The organism is Brevundimonas goettingensis (assembly GCF_017487405.1).
Lineage (GTDB): Bacteria > Pseudomonadota > Alphaproteobacteria > Caulobacterales > Caulobacteraceae > Brevundimonas > Brevundimonas goettingensis.
In genome coordinates, this window is sequence record NZ_CP062222.1 from 3,040,684 (window position 1) to 3,055,365 (window position 14,682).

Below are 14,682 nucleotides of genomic sequence, written 5' to 3' on the forward strand. Positions count from 1 at the left end.
CCCGCTGGACCCTCAAGGGCGGTAAGGTCGCAGACGCGGTCCTAAAGCCCCTTCAGGAACCCCAGCAGGGCGGCGTTGACCTCATCGGGCCGTTCCTGCTGCAGCCAGTGGCCGGCGCCGGGCAGGACGGTCTGGCCGCGGAGGTCGGTCAGCCATTTCGACAGCCCCGCCTCGTGTTGCCCCGCGTAACGCCGCACCGGATCGCGCTCGCCGACGAGGAAGAGGGACGGCTGATCGATGGTTCTGTCCTGCAGGAAGGCGGTCAGGCTCCAGTTCAGGTCGATGCAGCGATACCAGTCGATCGGGCCCCGGAAGCCGCCCGCGCTGAACGCCTGCACATATTCGGCGAAATGGGCCTCGCTCATCCAAGGCGGCAGGGTCGCGCCGTCGTCGATGCTCTGCAGCAGGGAGACGCCCGGGGGCAGGAAGCCGCTCGACAGGCCCTCGTCCGGCGTCGCGCCGTCATAGGACCAGAACATCTTCTTCAGCGCCGTCGCCGGGTCGGCGTCGAAATCGGCGTGGGCGTCGTCGGGCTGGAAACGGCTGATGTAGAGGTCGCCGAGCCCTGCCCGTTTGGCCAGGGCCGCCATCATCGGCGTCGGCGCCCCCTTGGGGATGCGCGGCTGGAAGGGCACCGACAGCCCCGCCACCGCCCTGAAGATATCGGGCCTGAGGAGGGCGCAGTGCCAGGCGACCGGCGCGCCCCAGTCGTGGCCCACGACGACGCAGGTCTCTTCCCCCAGCGCCCGGACCAGATCGACCATGTCCCCGACCAGCTTCAGGATCGTATAGTCCTCGCGCCGCTCCGGCTTGTCGGTCCCTCCATAGCCGCGCATGTCGGGGGCCACGGCGTGATAGCCCGCCTCGGCCAGGGCCTGAACCTGCGCCCGCCAGCTGACGCCGAGTTCGGGGAAGCCGTGAATGAGCAGCACCAGAGGGCCGTCGCCGGCCTCGAGGATCTGCTGGTTCAGGCCGTCCGTCCTGACGATCCGGGTCTGCATGGCGTCTCTCCCGCGGCCCGTCCGACGCCGCCCTTTGCACCCTTGGCGGGCGTCGTGCATTGAAGGGTCATGACCCGCATGACCTCGCTTCCGGACGGTACTCTGGTCCCCGTGCTCGGCCAAGGCACATGGGAGATCGGCGACGATCCGAAGACCGCCGACGCCGAACAGGCCGCCCTGTCGCGCGGGCTGGATCTGGGCCTGAGCCTGATCGACACCGCCGAACTCTACGGAAACGGCAAGTCCGAACGGCTGGTTGGGGAAGTGATCAGGGGCCGCCGTGACGAGGCCTTTCTGGTGTCCAAGGTCCGGCCCGAGAACGCCGGCGAAATGTCGATGATGCTGGCCTGCGAAAGGAGCCTTGAGCGCCTCGGGGTGGACCGGCTGGATCTCTATCTTCTGCACTGGGAAAGCCGCTTCCCGATGGACGAGATCATCGCCGGCTTCGAGGAGCTGATCGACGAGGGGATGATCGCCCGCTGGGGCGTGTCAAACCTCGACCTCAAGACCATGGACCGGATGGAGGCGCTGGACGGCGGCGTCGGCTGCCAGACCGACCAGGTCCTCTATCACCTCGGCTCGCGCGGCATCGAGTTCGATCTCCTGCCCTGGGCGCAGGAGCGCAACATGCCGCTGATGGCCTATTCGCCGCTCGGACGCGGTGGGAAGGGCGGCCTGCTGGAGCATCCGGCCCTGATCGAGATCGCCGACCGGCACGACGCCTCCACCGCCCAGATCGCCCTGGCCGCCGTCCTGCGTCAGGAGGGGATCATCGCCATCCCCAAGGCCTCGACCGTCGCCCATGTCGAGGCCAATGCCGAGGCGCTGGAGATCGAGCTGGACGCCGAGGATCTGGCGGTGCTGGACCGGGCCTTCCCGCCGCCCTCGACCGCACAACCTCTGGACATCATCTGACGCACAGCGGGGGCGCCCATCTGGGGTGGCGCCGGAGGCCGGAAACTATCTTTCCGACTGGAATCACGCGTGAAATTTGTCCCAATCTTGAGACAACAGTCGGTTGAGAGCGCTCACCCGCTTTACGTTCACACGGTCTTCACGCGATGAAACCCATGCATGCATCCAGCGCACGGCCCGGTTGATCCCAAACGCGTTTTAAGGGAAAGTCGGAACGCTACGCATTAGCATCGGTCAAGCGACCGGAAGCGTCGGGGGACGTAACCGGAAGACCGCTTGATTGACGGCCGGCTCCTGCCGGTCGAGCGAGCGGCGGCCTTGTCGGGGGACAGGGCCGCCGTTCTTATTTTCAGACCAAACAGAAACGGCCCCGGGATCGCTCCCGGGGCCGTTCTGCATTTGAGGCTCGAGGTCCGCCTAGGCGGCGGCCTTTCATTCCCGTTGGAAGTCCGCCTAGGCGGCGGCCTTCTGCGAGCCGGCGAAGTTTCCGTAGAAGGTCTCGCCCTTGGCGGCCATGTCGCGCAGCAGCTGCGGGACCTTGAAGCGGTCGCCATAAGTCGCAGCCAGACGGTCGGCCGTTTCCACGAACTTCGCCAGGCCGGTCTGGTCGATCAAGGTGATCGGGCCGCCGGTCCAGGGCGCGAAGCCCCAGCCCAGGATGGCGCCGAGGTCGGCTTCGCGCGGGTCGTCGATGACGCCCTCTTCCCAGCAGCGGGCCACTTCCACGGCCTGACGGTAGAGCAGGCGGGTCTTCAGCTCGTCGATCTGGCCGAAGGCGCCGGGCTCTTCCGGACCGTCGATGTGTTTGGTCACCGGCGCCAGTTCGGCGAGGCCGGCCCACAGGGTCTTGGGCTTGGAGGCGTAGTCGTAGAAGCCCATGCCGTTCTTGCGACCGAAGCGACCGCCCTCGACCATCTTCGCCACGATGTCCGCGCCCTCGGCCGGGACGTATTTGTCGCCCAGGTCCAGAGCCGTCTGTTTGGCGATCTTGTACGAGAGGTCCAGCGCGACGTCGTCGTGCATTTCCAGCGGACCCCGCGGCATGCCGGTCATGCGGCCGACGTTGTCGATCAGGGCCGGGGCCCAGCCCTCTTCCAGCATCGCCATGCCTTCCATCAGGAAGGTGGAGAAGCAGCGCGAGGTGTAGAAGCCGCGGCTGTCGTTGACGACGATCGGGGTCTTCTTGATCTTCAGGACGTAGTCGAGGGTCTTGGCGATGGCCGCCTCACCCGTCTTCTCGCCGAGGATGATCTCGACCAGCATCATCTTGTCGACCGGCGAGAAGAAGTGGATGCCGATGAAGTCCTCGGGACGCACCGACGCTTCGGCCAGACCGGTGATCGGCAGGGTCGAGGTGTTGGAGCCGAAGATCGCGCCTTCGGCCAGCTGGGCCTCGGCGCGCTTCGTCACGTCAGCCTTGATCTCGCGGTTTTCGAACACGGCTTCGACGACCAGGTCCGAACCCTTGATCAGGTCGTAGTCGGTGGTCGCGGTGACCGAGCCGAGCAGGGCGTCAAACTTCTCCTGGGTCAGCTGACCGCGCGACAGGCGTTTCTTCAGCAGTTCCTCGACGTGGGCCTTGCCCTTGTCGGCGGCTTCCTGGGTCTGGTCGATCAGGATGGTCTCGATGCCGGCCATGGCCTGAACGTAGGCGATGCCCGCGCCCATCATGCCGGCGCCGATGACGGTGACCTTTTTCGGATCCGACTTCGGCACACCCGCCGGACGCACGGCGCCCTTGTCCAGCTCCTGCTTGGACAGGAACAGCGAACGGATCATGGCCTGGGCCTGCGGCGTCATCAGGGTCTTGATGAAGTAGCGGGTCTCGATGCGCAGGGCGGCGTCGATCGGCACCTGAATGCCCTCATAGACGGCCTTCATCAGGTTCAGGGCGGCCGGGTAGTTGCCGTAGGTCTGCTTCTTGATCATGGCGTTGCCGACCAGGAAGTTCTGGATGCCCGCCGGGTGGTAGGGGCCGCCGCCGGGCTGTTTGAAGCCCTTGTCGTCCCACGGCGCGACAGCCTTGCCGCCGCCCTTGATCCAGGCCTTGGCGGCCTCGACCTCGGAGCCCGCCGCAACGACCTCATGGATGATGCCGGCGCCCTTGGCGTCGTTGGGACGGAAGGACTTGCCCTCGGTCATGGCCATCATCGCCGCCTGGACGCCGATAAGGCGCGGCAGGCGCTGGGTGCCGCCGCCGCCCGGGAACAGGCCGACCTTGATCTCGGGCAGGCCGAGCTGGATCTTCGGATTGTCGCCGGCGACGCGGTAGTGGCAGGCCAGGGTCAGTTCCAGACCGCCGCCCAGGGCCAGGCCGTTGATGGCGGCCGCGACCGGCTTGCCGCAGGTCTCGATGGCGCGCAGGGCGCCGTTCATCTTCCAGCCCGCGTCGAAGGCGTCCTGCAGGGAGGCGCCGCCGACCATGCCGCCGGCCATGTCGCCGAGGTCGGCGCCGGCGCAGAAGCCCGAGGCCTTGCCCGAGGTGATGACCGCGCCCTTGATGGACTCGTCCGTCTTGATGAGCTCGGCCAGTTCCGGCAGCTCGGCCATGACGCCGGAGGTCAGGGTGTTCATCGAACGGCCCGGGACGTCGAAGGCGATGACGGCGATGCCGTCGGCGTCGACGTCGATCTTGAAGTTCTCGAAGGTTTTCATGGTCGGGATCTCCGGATCAGACGCGTTCGATGACGGTGGCGGTGCCCATGCCGCCGCCGATGCACAGGGTAATCAGGGCGGTCGACTTGTTCGAGCGCTCCAGCTCGTCCAGGGCGATGCCGGTGATCATGGCGCCGGTGGCGCCGAGCGGGTGACCCATCGAGATGCCGCCGCCGTTCACGTTCATCTTCGAATGGTCGATGTTCAGGGCCTGCATGTAGCGCAGGACGACGGCCGCGAACGCCTCGTTCAGCTCCCACAGGTCGATGTCGTCGGGGGTCATTCCAAGCTTGCCGAGCAGCTTGCGGGTCACATACTCCGGACCCGTCAGCATGATCGACGGCTCCGAGCCGATCGAGGCGCCGCCCAGGATTTTGGCGCGCGGCTTCAGGCCCAGGGCCTGGCCGGCTTCCAGGGTGCCGATCAGGACGCCGGCCGAACCGTCGACGATGCCCGAGGAGTTGCCCGGAGTGTGGACGTGGTTGACGCGCTCGACCTCGGGGTAGCGCTGGTTGATCACGGCATCGAAGGCCATCTCGCCCATCATGGCGAAGGACGGGTTCAGACCGCCCAGAGACTGCATGTCCGTGTTCGGGCGAATGGTCTCGTCATGGGCCAGACGCACCAGACCCAGCTGGTCCTTGACCGGCACGACCGACTTGTTGAAGCGGCCGTCGGCCCAGGCGGCGGCGGCGCGCTTGTGGCTTTCCATCGAATAGGCGTCGACGTCGTCGCGGCTGAAGCCGTACTTCGAGGCGATCATGTCGGCCGAGACGCCCTGGGGCACGAAATAGGTGGCGAAGGCCGAGGTCGGGTCGACCGGCCAGGCGCCGCCGTCCGAGCCCATCGGCACGCGGCTCATGGCCTCGACGCCGCCGCCGACGGCGAAGTCGGCCTCGCCGGACTTCACCTTGGCCGTGGCCATGTTCACGGCTTCCAGACCCGAGGCGCAGAAGCGGTTGATCTGGACGCCGGCGGTGTACTGCGACCAGCCGGCGTTGAGCACGGCGGTGCGGGCGATATCGGCGCCCTGTTCACCCACGGGGGTGACGCAGCCGAGGATGACGTCGTCGACCTTGGAGGTGTCCAGATCGTTGCGGTCGCGCAGGGCCTGCAGCACCTGGGTGGCCAGGTCCAGGCCCGTGATCTCGTGCAGGGAGCCGTCCTTCTTGCCCTTGCCGCGCGGGGTGCGCACCGCGTCATAGATGTAGGCGTCAGCCATGGGAGTCAGTCTCCAATAAGGACGGTTCGAAGCGTTGGCGCCATGAACCCTACGTTTACGTCAACGTCAAGTAAGAAGGCGCGTGGCGGAAGGGTAGTCCTGCATTCGTGATCGCGACAGGCGCGCCCGCGCCAACCGGTTCGCGTTAGCCGTTCCCTCACCCCCTTCGTGTATCGTCGTTTGGCATGAACCCTGCGGAGACGGGGCGAACGGGCCCGAAACGGGCCTGATCGGGACAGGTGGGGACAATGAGGATTGGCCATCATGGCTATGAGATCGAAGTCCATGGTGGTCGAACGGACTGGCTGTGGGTCGTCTTCGATGAGGAAGGGGACCAACTGCGCTCCGGCCACGCCCAGACGCAGGCCTCGGCGCTGCGCCGCGCCCGCCGTACGGTCGCCTGGCTGAGCAACCCGCTGATCGCCTGGATCGAACCCCTGCTGGCCCCGGCGTCGCATCAGGCCTGACGCGAGGACGCCTCGTCCGGCGCATGGCAGACCGCCTCGACGTTGAACCCGTCAGGATCGAGGACGAAGGCCGCATAATAGGCGGCGCCGTACCGGGGGCGCAGGCCCGGCCCACCATTATCCTGCCCGCCCGCCGCCAGGGCCGCCGCGTGAAAGGCCTCGACCTCGGCCCGCGTTTCGGCGCGAAAGGCGACGTGATTGCTCTCCCCCGGACGCTCCTTGTCGGCGATGACGAAATCGACCTCGTCGCCGACCCCGAACATCACCGCCGTGCCGCCGGCTTCGGTCTGCGCATCATGGATCAACCGATAGCCAAGGGGTTCGAGCGCCGCCTCGTAGAAGGCGCGCGAGCGGGCGATGTCGGTCACCGCCAATCCGATATGGTCGATCATGAGACGTCTCCCTGTGTCGTCAATCGAACGCGGAAAGCGTGGAAAGGCGCCCGTTGTGTCGGCCTCCCGACACCCGCAAACCCTTGTTCGCGCTAACGACTCGCACCTAGCTGAGCCGTAGGAACATCCGCCGCTCTCCGCGCCTTCTCCCGCCAGACACGCCCCGCTGTCAGAAGGAAAGACGTCATGGCCCAGACCTACGAAGAGATGGACGCGATCGCGATGCTGAAGGCCGACCACCGCAAGGTGGAAGAGATCTTCGCCGCTTTCGAGGCCGCCACCAGCCCTGCGAAAAAACAGAAGCTCGCCCTTGAAGCCTGCTTGGAGCTCAAGGTGCACACCACCATCGAGGAGGAGGTCTTCTATCCGGCCTGCGAAGGCAAGATCGAGGAAGACCTGCTCAAGGAAGCCTATGTCGAGCACGACGGCGCCAAGGTGCTGATCAACGAGATCGAGGCTTCGAGCCCCGAGGACGACTTCTACGACGCCAAGGTCAAGGTGCTGTCCGAGGAGATCGAACACCACGTCAAGGAAGAGGAAGAGCGCGTCGAGGGCATGTTCGCCCAGGCCCGCGCGGCTGGCCTCGACATGGATGCCCTCGCCGACGCCATGCGCGCCCGCAAGAAGACGGCGATGGAAGAATTTCAGGCCGGGAAGCCCGCAGAAACCCGCACCATGGCCGGCGACAAGGGCGTGGAAGACGCCCCCCTCACGGCCGTCGAGGCCCGCTGATTGTCCGGGGATCGACGACACCGACCCTCGCCGTCGGTCCCCGCCATTCCGCCCGGTGTTGACACACCCCCTCCCCCGTCCGACAACGCCGCTCCGGAAAAGTCCCGCCGCATTCCGCGCGCGGGCTTTCTGCTTTTGGAGGTACTGGTCCCGTGTCCACAAACCATCTGATGGGTGTCTACAATCGTGCTCCGCTGGAAGTGGATCGCGGGCGAGGCGCGCGTCTGTGGTCGACGGACGGCACGGAATATCTGGATATGGTCTCCGGCATCTCGACCAACGCCCTGGGTCACGCCAACCCGGTGCTGGTTCAGGCGATCAAGGACCAGGCCGAGAAGCTCTGGCACGTCTCCAACATCTACCGGATCCCGGGCCAGGAGCAGCTGGCCGACATGCTGTGCGAACATTCGTTCGCCGACCGGGTCTTCTTCGCCAACTCGGGCACCGAGGCGGTGGAATGCGCCCTGAAGACCGCGCGCCGCTACCACTGGGCCAACGGCGCGCCTGAGCGGATCGACATCTACGGCTTTGACGGCTCGTTCCACGGCCGGACCTATGGCGCGATCAACGCCGCCGCCAACCCGGCCTATGTCGAGGGCTTCGGCCCGAAGATGGAAGGCTTCCACCAGTTGCTCTGGGGCGACCGCGAGGCGCTGGAAGCGGCCCTGACCAATCCGACCACCTGCGCCATCGTGCTGGAGCCGGTTCAGGGCGAGGGCGGCTGCCGCGTGACCTCCGACGAGGACCTGCGCTGGATGCGTCAGATGGCGGACGAGAATGGCGTCCTGATCATCTTCGACGAGGTCCAGTGCGGCATGGGCCGGACCGGCAAGCTGTGGGCCCACGAATGGGCGGGCGTCAGCCCGGACATCATGGCCATCGCCAAGGCGCTCGGCGGCGGCTTCCCGATCGGCGCCTGTCTGGCCACCGAAAAGGCGGCCTCGGGCATGGTCGCGGGCGTCCACGGCACCACCTTCGGCGGCAACCCCCTGGCCATGGCCGTGGGTCTGGCGGCCTTCGGCGAACTGGTGAAGCCCGAGCTGATCCAGAACGTCAACGAGATCGCCGCCTATCTGAAGCAGCAGCTGGCGGGCCTGCAGGACCGCTTCCCGGACGTCATCGTCGACGTCCGCGGCAAGGGGCTGCTGATCGGCGTCAAGCTGGTCCCGAACAACCGCGACTTCATGGCCCTGGCCCGCGATGACCAGCAGCTGCTGGTCGCCGGCGGCGGCGACAACTGCTGCCGCATCCTGCCGCCGCTCAACCTGACCCTCGACGAGGCCCGTGAGGCCATCCGTCGCTTCGAAGGCGCCTGCGAGACGGCGCGCGAGCAAATGAAGGCGGTGGCGTAATGGCTCAGGTCAGACATTTCCTCGACATCCACCGGCTGGACGCCGCCGACCTGCGCGCCATCCTCGACGACGCCCACGCCCGCAAGGCCGCCCGCAAGGGCTGGCCCCAAGGCCGCGCCGACGCCGACGCGCCGGGCAAGGACCGCGTCCTGGCCATGATCTTCGAGAAGAATTCGACCCGCACGCGGTTCAGCTTCGACGCGGCCATCCGCCAGCTGGGCGGCTCGTCCATCATCGCCACGGCCAGCGACATGCAGTTGGGGCGCGGCGAGCCGGTCGAGGACACCGCCAAGGTCCTGTCGCGCATGGTCGACGCCGTGATGATCCGCGCCAACAACCACGAGGACGTCGAGCGCTTCGCCCGCGTCTCGACCGTGCCGGTGATCAACGGCCTGACCGACCGCTCGCACCCGTGCCAGATCCTGGCCGACCTGCAGACCATCGAGGAGCAGAAGGGGCCGATCGCGGGCAAGACCATCGCCTGGGTCGGGGACGGCAACAACGTCTGCCACAGCTTCATGCATGCGGCGCCCAAGTTCGGCTTCCACCTGAACGTCGCCTGCCCGGCCGAGTATCACCCGGACCTGCACGATCTGGCCAAGGGCGGCAACGCCGTCACCCTGACCGCCGACCCGCGCGAGGCGGTAAAGGGCGCCGACGTCGTGGTCACCGACACCTGGGTCTCGATGGGCGACAGCGACTATGAAGAGCGCCTGCAGGCTTTCGAGGCCTATACGGTCGACGAGGCCCTGATGGACCTGGCCGATCCGGACGCGGTCTTCCTGCACTGCCTGCCCGCCCACCGCGGCGAGGAGGTGACCGACGCCGTCATCGACGGGCCCAAGTCGCTGGTCTGGGACGAGGCCGAGAACCGCATCCACGCCCAGAAGGCCGTCCTGGCCTGGTGCTTCGGGGCCTTCTAGGCGCCGTAGGTCACGAACGACACCACGTTGCCGTCGGGATCGGCGACGTGGAAGTCGGTCCCGCCCCAGGGCTGGACTGTCAGCGGATGGGCGAAGGCGACGCCACGCGCCATGAACTCTGCGTACAGGGCCTTCACATCGGTGACGGAGAAGGAGGCGCAGATCAGCTGCTCCTCCTTCGCCGCGGCCGCCGCAAAGGGCGGGTCGTCCACATGGCGCATGTGGATCACGACGCCGTCGCGCGACACCGCGCCGTAGAAGGCCGGCTCGCCGTAGAGAAAATCCGTCGTGAAGCCGAGCTGATCGGTGAAGAAGGCGGCGCAGCGCGGCACGTCCGAGACCAGAAGGATGGGGACCAGCCCCGTCACCGTGCTCATGCGAGGCCCCTTTTCAGCGACTTCGGCGCCTGGATCATCCAGGCCGACCGGATCAGGCCTTCCAGCTCGGAAACCTCAAGCGTCTCCAGCCGGGCCAGGACCGCAGGATAGCCGCGATAGTGATCATCGTCGAAGAAGCGGTCGGGCACCGTCTCGATCAGCATCTCCTTGGCGGCGAGATCGCAGCGGATGGCCACAACACCGGGCACGACCTCCCGTTTCGCTTTCGGAGTGGCCCGCGCCAGATAGCTCCAGCACAGACCCTTCTTTCCGACGCCAAATCCCACGCCCTCGCCGGAGACGCCGGGCAGGGCGAGCGCGATGCGGGCGAGGTCGGCGGGCGTGGCCATGACGACAGACCACGCCCATTTCGACCTCAGGGCAAGCCTAGGCCAGATTGACGTCCGCCACCCCGCCCACGTCGGGCTGGGTCTTGGTGAGATTGGCCTTGGCCACCTCAAAGAAGAAGCCGACGGCGCCCTTCTTGGAAACCCAGACGCGACCGTCATCGCCGTCAAAGCGGATCAGCGTCAGATGCGGGTCGTCCTTGCCCTCCGGATACCAGGCGGCGAGAATCGGGTTCCAGTGTTTGTCGATGACCTCCTGGTTCCGGCTGATCGACAGCGAGCCATGGAAACAGGCCCAGACTTCCTGGTCCTTGGAGCCATAGGTGAACATGCCCTTCTGGCCGCCGGTGGCGACGTCGTGCGCCAGATCCGTGGTGTCCAGGGTGAAGAACCAGATGGTGCCGGTCTCCTCCTCGCGATACGCGGTCATCGGCTGCGAGTGATAGCCGGGCTTGTCGAGGCCCAGCATGCCCGTGTTCGAGCTTTTCAGATGCTTCCAGAATTCCTTTTCCGCCTCGGCGGCGGTCAGATCGTCGGCCATGGGTCGTCTCCTGTTTCTCATGTTCGGGGTGGAGACTGAACCGACTTAAGCTGTTGAAGTTCCTGCGGCCCCGCTTGTTCAACCGCCCGGGTGGGTGATCCCGAACAGGGCGGCCAGATGGATGGCCAGCAGGACGCTGATCGCCCCGAACAGCAGCATCAGAAACCGCCAGGGGGCCATGCGCGGACCCTTGATCAGATCTGGCGGACGCTGCCCGCGCCAGCCGGTGAAGACGGTCACGACCAGACAGGCGACAAGCAGGATCAGGGTGGGGGTCAGGGGCACGCGGACCAACTGGCGGCGGCGACGGCCGGAAACAAGTCCGAACGCCTCGAATTCCTTGCCCGGGCGTTAATCTTTACGGGTGGTTAACCATGATTAAGCCACACACGCCTTGGGGACCGATGATTTCCACAGGAAGATCGGTTGCCCCCAACATCTTGGGGTTAACGTAAGATTTACACCCCGGATATGGGCGACTAGCGTGGCCTCTCGTAGGTCGGGGAGCGAATCGGTGAGCGCAGCTGCGCCTTGGAGCGTCAAGGGTATCGACCCCAAGGCACGCGAAGTCGCAAAGGACCTCGCGCGGCGCTCCGGCATGACCCTGGGCGAGTGGCTCAACACCATGATCATGGACGACGGGGAGGACGAGGAAATCGTTGTGCCCCTGTCGCGCCGCGCTCACGCCGCCGATTCCTTCGAACGCCGCAGCCGCTCGCGCCGCCTCGACGACGCCTATGATCGCGAGCCCGGCTATTCGCGCGAAAGCTACGCCGCCTCTTCTCCTTCCTTCTCCGCCCCCTCCCATTCCGACGACACCCTGCAGCGCGTCGCCGCCTCGGTGGACGCCATCGCCGCCCGGCTTGAGGCCGCCGAGCGCCGCTCGACCGTGGCCATCCAGGGCGTGGATCAGGCCGTCGCCGGCCTGGTGCGCCGCCTCGACGGCGCCGACGCGGAAACCCGCACCTACGGCCGTCGCATCGACGACATCTCCGAAGAGCTCAAGGAAGGCCACCGCCGCCTGCGCCGCTTCGAACAGGAGGTCGGCCCCGACACCAAGGCCACCTTCGGCAAGGTCGAGAACGGCATCGGCGCCATCGCCGCGCGCCTGTACGACATCGAGGAACGCCAGCGGACCAGCCTGAACGAGCTGCGCCAGCGCATGGACGCCGCCGAGAAGTCGGTCAGCGCCCTGCCCCACGGCCAGGGCGTCGGCACCGAGGCCATGGCCCAGGTCAGCGCGCGTCTGGACACCGCCCAGGCTCAGACCACCGAGGCCCTGCGCGGTCTGGAGCGTTCCTTCGCCGGCCTGGACCAGCGGCTGCGCGCCGCCGAGGGCCGGGTCGAACCGGAAGGCTCGCGCGAGGCCGCCCGTTTCGAGAAACTGGCCGAGACCCTGGCCCGCCAGGTCGACGCCAACCGCGCCGAGATGATCCAGCGGCTGGACACGGCCGAGCGCGAAGGCCGAATGGACCGCATCGAGCGGGCCATGGCGGCGATCAATGAGCAGGCCCGTGCGGCCGAGCAGCGCTCCGCCCAGGGCATCGACGCCATGGGCCGCGAGGTCCTGCGCATCGCCCAGAACCTGAACGGGCGGATGCAGGCCGCCGACGCCCGCGCCACCACCCTGGACGCCGCCATCCAGCGCGTCGAAAGCGGCGTCTCGGACAAGATCGCCCGCGCCGGCCAGGCCATCGCCGCCGACCTGAACTCCAGCCTCGGCGACAAGCTCGACCGCGACATGGGCCGCTACGCCCAGGCCGTCGAGCACCGGCTGAACCGAACCGACGACCAGCACGCCTTGGCGCTGGAAAAGCTGGGCGGCGAGATCACCCGCATCTCGGACCGTCTGGCCGACCGTATCGCCCAGTCCGAGCGCAAGTCGGCCCAGGCCCTGGAAGACATCGGTCGCCGCCTGACGGACAGCTCGGCGCGGATCGAACAGACCTACGACCGCGCCTCGGGCGAACTGGCCGAGCGGATGCGCCTGTCGGAAGAACGCACCGCCCGCCTGCTGGAAGAGGCCCGCGAGCGGATCGAGAGCCGCGTCGACCGCTCCAGCCGCGCGTTCGACCTGCCCGAGCCGGTCGAGGCGCCGCACGCCGCGCCTGCCGCCCCCTCCGCCCTGTCGTCGTCCATGGCGGCCGCCTCGGATCTGAGCCAGCCCGACTGGCGCGCCGCCGCCTTCCCCGAGGATGATTTCGGCGCGGCGCCCGACGACATCTGGTCGACCGACCCCCTGAGCTCGGACGAGCGCGCGCCGGCGCCCTTCCCGGGCCGTTTCGGCGAGCCGGAGGCCGCGGCCGACACCGCCTTCGACCCGGCCCGCGCGGTCGCCGAGATTCTGGCCTCGCCGCGTCTGGCCCAGCCGGCCGCCGCCGAGCCTGTGATCGAACCCAGCTTCTCCACCCCGGTCTTCGCCCAGCCCGCCCAGGCGGTCGCCGCGCCGGAAGTCGTGCCCGAGCCCTTCGCCGCACCCGCTTTCGGCGGCTTCGGCGGCGCCGACGTCGAGGACGCCCTGGAGGCCACGGCCGCCGTCGCCCCGGACGTCTTTGCGCCCGAGGCCTATTCGGCCGAGCCCGAACCCGCCGCAGCGCCGAAGATGTCGGCCGGCTTCGGCGCGCCCCCCGCCTTCGACCCGGCCGACGCCTTCGACGCCGGACCGGACGAATTCTCCGCCGAGACCGATTTCGTCGACGCCCGCGCGATGCGCGCGGGCCTGTCCGCCGGCGCCGCGGGCGGCCGCGTCGCCTCGACCCGCAGCGCCATCGACGCCGCCCGCGCCGCCATGACCGTCGCCCCGGAGGCCGAAGAGCCCCGCGCCGGCTTTGGCCTGAAGCGCGGCGGCAAGTCGCGCCTGCAGGAGCGGCTCGACAAACAGGCCAAGAGCGGCTCGACCATCCGCAAGGGGCTTCTGGCCTCGGTGACCGGCATGGCCCTGGTCGGCGCCCTCTACACGACCAACCGTCTGGCCGGCGGCGAAGGCTTCGAACTGCCGGGCATGGACGGTGTGCGCCAGGCTCTGGGACTGGCTCCGGCCGCCGCCGACACCGACCTGACCGACGAGACCACGCCCCTGGCCGCCGTGGCCCTGACCGGAGACGCCACCCCGACCGACGCCGTGCCCCTGCCCTCCAGCGAAGCCCAGTCCCTGTTCGACCAGGCGACCGAGGAGCTGTCGGGCGGCAAGCCCGAAGGCGTCGCCACCCTGACCCGCGCCGCCAACATGGGCCTGCCCGCCGCCCAGATGAAGCTGGTCGAGATGTACGAGAGCGGCGAGGGCGGTGTCGCCCGCAACCGGACCGAGGCCCGGCTCTGGGCCCGTCGCGCGGCCGGCGCGGGCGATCCCGTCGCGATGCGCGCCTACGGCATGTATCTCTATGACGGTGTCGGCGGCGCCCAGAACCGCGCCGAGGCCCTGGACTGGCTGGTCAAGGCCGCCGGCCGCGGCGACGTCAACGGCCAGTTCAACGCGGCCAAGATCTATGAGTTCGGGACCCAGGGCGTCGCCCCGAACCCGACCGAGGCCTATAAATGGTACCTGATCGCCGCGCGTCAGGGCGACCAGGAGGCCAAGACGGCCGCCGATCGGCTGGCCCCGACCCTGTCCGCCGCGGGCCGCACCTCGGCCCGCGCCGCCGTCGAAGCCTTCCAGACCGAGCCTCTCGGCTGAGCGATCCGCTCAGAAACGCCCCAATGACGCGCACCGGGTGGTGAAGCCGCCGCCCGGACGCTAGACCCTCCCCACGCCTCCCGGC

Annotated in this window: 14 protein-coding genes; 6 read left to right on the forward strand and 8 right to left on the reverse strand. The window is 68.0% G+C overall.

All coding sequences use genetic code 11. The annotated features are described in order from the left end of the window. Positions 1 to 41: 41 nt before the first annotated feature. Positions 42 to 1,001: an alpha/beta fold hydrolase gene (locus tag IFJ75_RS14890; protein WP_207869011.1), complete on the reverse strand. Its 960-nt coding sequence runs from the start codon at positions 999 to 1,001 to the stop codon at positions 42 to 44. A gap of 69 nt (positions 1,002 to 1,070) precedes the next feature. Between IFJ75_RS14890 and IFJ75_RS14895 the strand changes: the two genes are divergently transcribed. After that, the gene (locus IFJ75_RS14895; RefSeq protein WP_207869012.1) at positions 1,071 to 1,916 is read left to right on the forward strand and encodes an aldo/keto reductase; all 846 of its coding nucleotides are present in this window, start codon (positions 1,071 to 1,073) and stop codon (positions 1,914 to 1,916) included. 453 nt (positions 1,917 to 2,369) lie between these two features. On the opposite strand, the gene IFJ75_RS14900 is transcribed toward IFJ75_RS14895, so the two are convergent. Together IFJ75_RS14900 and IFJ75_RS14905 are read right to left on the reverse strand one after the other, a co-directional pair. Then, entirely contained in the window at positions 2,370 to 4,571 is a 2,202-nt protein-coding gene (locus tag IFJ75_RS14900; RefSeq protein ID WP_207869013.1) for a 3-hydroxyacyl-CoA dehydrogenase NAD-binding domain-containing protein, read from the reverse strand. Between the two features lie 16 nt (positions 4,572 to 4,587). Then, positions 4,588 to 5,793, reverse strand: coding sequence for an acetyl-CoA C-acetyltransferase (locus tag IFJ75_RS14905; RefSeq protein WP_207869015.1), 1,206 nt, complete (start codon positions 5,791 to 5,793; stop codon positions 4,588 to 4,590). A 248-nt stretch (positions 5,794 to 6,041) separates the two neighbouring features. Here IFJ75_RS14905 and IFJ75_RS14910 point away from each other — a divergent pair, with 248 nt between their 5' ends. After that, positions 6,042 to 6,260 carry a hypothetical protein gene (locus IFJ75_RS14910; protein ID WP_207869017.1) on the forward strand — a complete coding sequence of 73 codons (219 nt, stop codon included), beginning with the start codon at positions 6,042 to 6,044 and terminating at the stop codon, positions 6,258 to 6,260. Here the strand turns inward: IFJ75_RS14910 and IFJ75_RS14915 are convergent. Then, complete coding sequence (locus IFJ75_RS14915; RefSeq protein WP_207869019.1) at positions 6,251 to 6,652, reverse strand: VOC family protein; 402 nt, start codon at positions 6,650 to 6,652, stop codon at positions 6,251 to 6,253. The two genes, IFJ75_RS14910 and IFJ75_RS14915, sit on opposite strands and share 10 nt — an antisense overlap. Before the next feature lie 186 nt (positions 6,653 to 6,838). Between IFJ75_RS14915 and IFJ75_RS14920 the strand changes: the two genes are divergently transcribed. From IFJ75_RS14920 to argF, 3 genes are all read left to right on the forward strand, one after another. After that, entirely contained in the window at positions 6,839 to 7,384 is a 546-nt protein-coding gene (locus tag IFJ75_RS14920) for a hemerythrin domain-containing protein (RefSeq protein ID WP_207869021.1), read from the forward strand. A 170-nt stretch (positions 7,385 to 7,554) separates the two neighbouring features. After that, positions 7,555 to 8,736 carry an aspartate aminotransferase family protein gene (locus IFJ75_RS14925; protein ID WP_207869023.1) on the forward strand — a complete coding sequence of 394 codons (1,182 nt, stop codon included), beginning with the start codon at positions 7,555 to 7,557 and terminating at the stop codon, positions 8,734 to 8,736. Further along, positions 8,736 to 9,659, forward strand: coding sequence for an ornithine carbamoyltransferase (gene argF / locus IFJ75_RS14930; RefSeq protein WP_207869025.1), 924 nt, complete (start codon positions 8,736 to 8,738; stop codon positions 9,657 to 9,659). Before IFJ75_RS14925 ends, argF begins: the two co-directional genes overlap by 1 nt. Here argF and IFJ75_RS14935 read toward each other — a convergent pair. The 4 genes from IFJ75_RS14935 to IFJ75_RS14950 all read right to left on the reverse strand — a co-directional run bounded on the left by IFJ75_RS14935 (position 9,656) and on the right by IFJ75_RS14950 (position 11,209). Beyond that, positions 9,656 to 10,036: a glyoxalase superfamily protein gene (locus IFJ75_RS14935; RefSeq protein WP_207869027.1), complete on the reverse strand. Its 381-nt coding sequence runs from the start codon at positions 10,034 to 10,036 to the stop codon at positions 9,656 to 9,658. The genes argF and IFJ75_RS14935 overlap by 4 nt on opposite strands. Then, a complete protein-coding gene (locus tag IFJ75_RS14940) occupies positions 10,033 to 10,386 on the reverse strand; it encodes an MmcQ/YjbR family DNA-binding protein (RefSeq protein ID WP_207869029.1) in 354 nt (117 codons plus the stop codon). The genes IFJ75_RS14935 and IFJ75_RS14940 overlap by 4 nt, the downstream gene beginning before the upstream one ends. 37 nt (positions 10,387 to 10,423) lie before the next feature. Then, on the reverse strand, positions 10,424 to 10,924 hold the full coding sequence (locus tag IFJ75_RS14945; RefSeq protein WP_207869031.1) for a pyridoxamine 5'-phosphate oxidase family protein: 501 nt from the start codon (positions 10,922 to 10,924) through the stop codon (positions 10,424 to 10,426). Between the two features lie 78 nt (positions 10,925 to 11,002). Next, positions 11,003 to 11,209, reverse strand: coding sequence for a hypothetical protein (locus IFJ75_RS14950; RefSeq protein ID WP_207869033.1), 207 nt, complete (start codon positions 11,207 to 11,209; stop codon positions 11,003 to 11,005). Between the two features lie 229 nt (positions 11,210 to 11,438). On the opposite strand from IFJ75_RS14950, the gene IFJ75_RS14955 reads away from it, so the two are divergent. Then, entirely contained in the window at positions 11,439 to 14,597 is a 3,159-nt protein-coding gene (locus tag IFJ75_RS14955) for a hypothetical protein (protein ID WP_225896843.1), read from the forward strand. Positions 14,598 to 14,682: the final 85 nt, after the last annotated feature.

Coding starts and splice junctions, on each gene's coding strand:
- argF (WP_207869025.1), top strand. CDS start 8,736: ATGGCTCAGGTCAGACATTTCCTCGACATCCACCGGCTGGACGCCGCC.
- IFJ75_RS14915 (WP_207869019.1), bottom strand. CDS start 6,652: ATGATCGACCATATCGGATTGGCGGTGACCGACATCGCCCGCTCGCGC.
- IFJ75_RS14890 (WP_207869011.1), bottom strand. CDS start 1,001: ATGCAGACCCGGATCGTCAGGACGGACGGCCTGAACCAGCAGATCCTC.
- IFJ75_RS14895 (WP_207869012.1), top strand. CDS start 1,071: ATGACCCGCATGACCTCGCTTCCGGACGGTACTCTGGTCCCCGTGCTC.
- IFJ75_RS14920 (WP_207869021.1), top strand. CDS start 6,839: ATGGCCCAGACCTACGAAGAGATGGACGCGATCGCGATGCTGAAGGCC.
- IFJ75_RS14945 (WP_207869031.1), bottom strand. CDS start 10,924: ATGGCCGACGATCTGACCGCCGCCGAGGCGGAAAAGGAATTCTGGAAG.
- IFJ75_RS14935 (WP_207869027.1), bottom strand. CDS start 10,036: ATGAGCACGGTGACGGGGCTGGTCCCCATCCTTCTGGTCTCGGACGTG.
- IFJ75_RS14925 (WP_207869023.1), top strand. CDS start 7,555: ATGGGTGTCTACAATCGTGCTCCGCTGGAAGTGGATCGCGGGCGAGGC.
- IFJ75_RS14900 (WP_207869013.1), bottom strand. CDS start 4,571: ATGAAAACCTTCGAGAACTTCAAGATCGACGTCGACGCCGACGGCATC.
- IFJ75_RS14940 (WP_207869029.1), bottom strand. CDS start 10,386: ATGGCCACGCCCGCCGACCTCGCCCGCATCGCGCTCGCCCTGCCCGGC.
- IFJ75_RS14905 (WP_207869015.1), bottom strand. CDS start 5,793: ATGGCTGACGCCTACATCTATGACGCGGTGCGCACCCCGCGCGGCAAG.
- IFJ75_RS14910 (WP_207869017.1), top strand. CDS start 6,042: ATGAGGATTGGCCATCATGGCTATGAGATCGAAGTCCATGGTGGTCGA.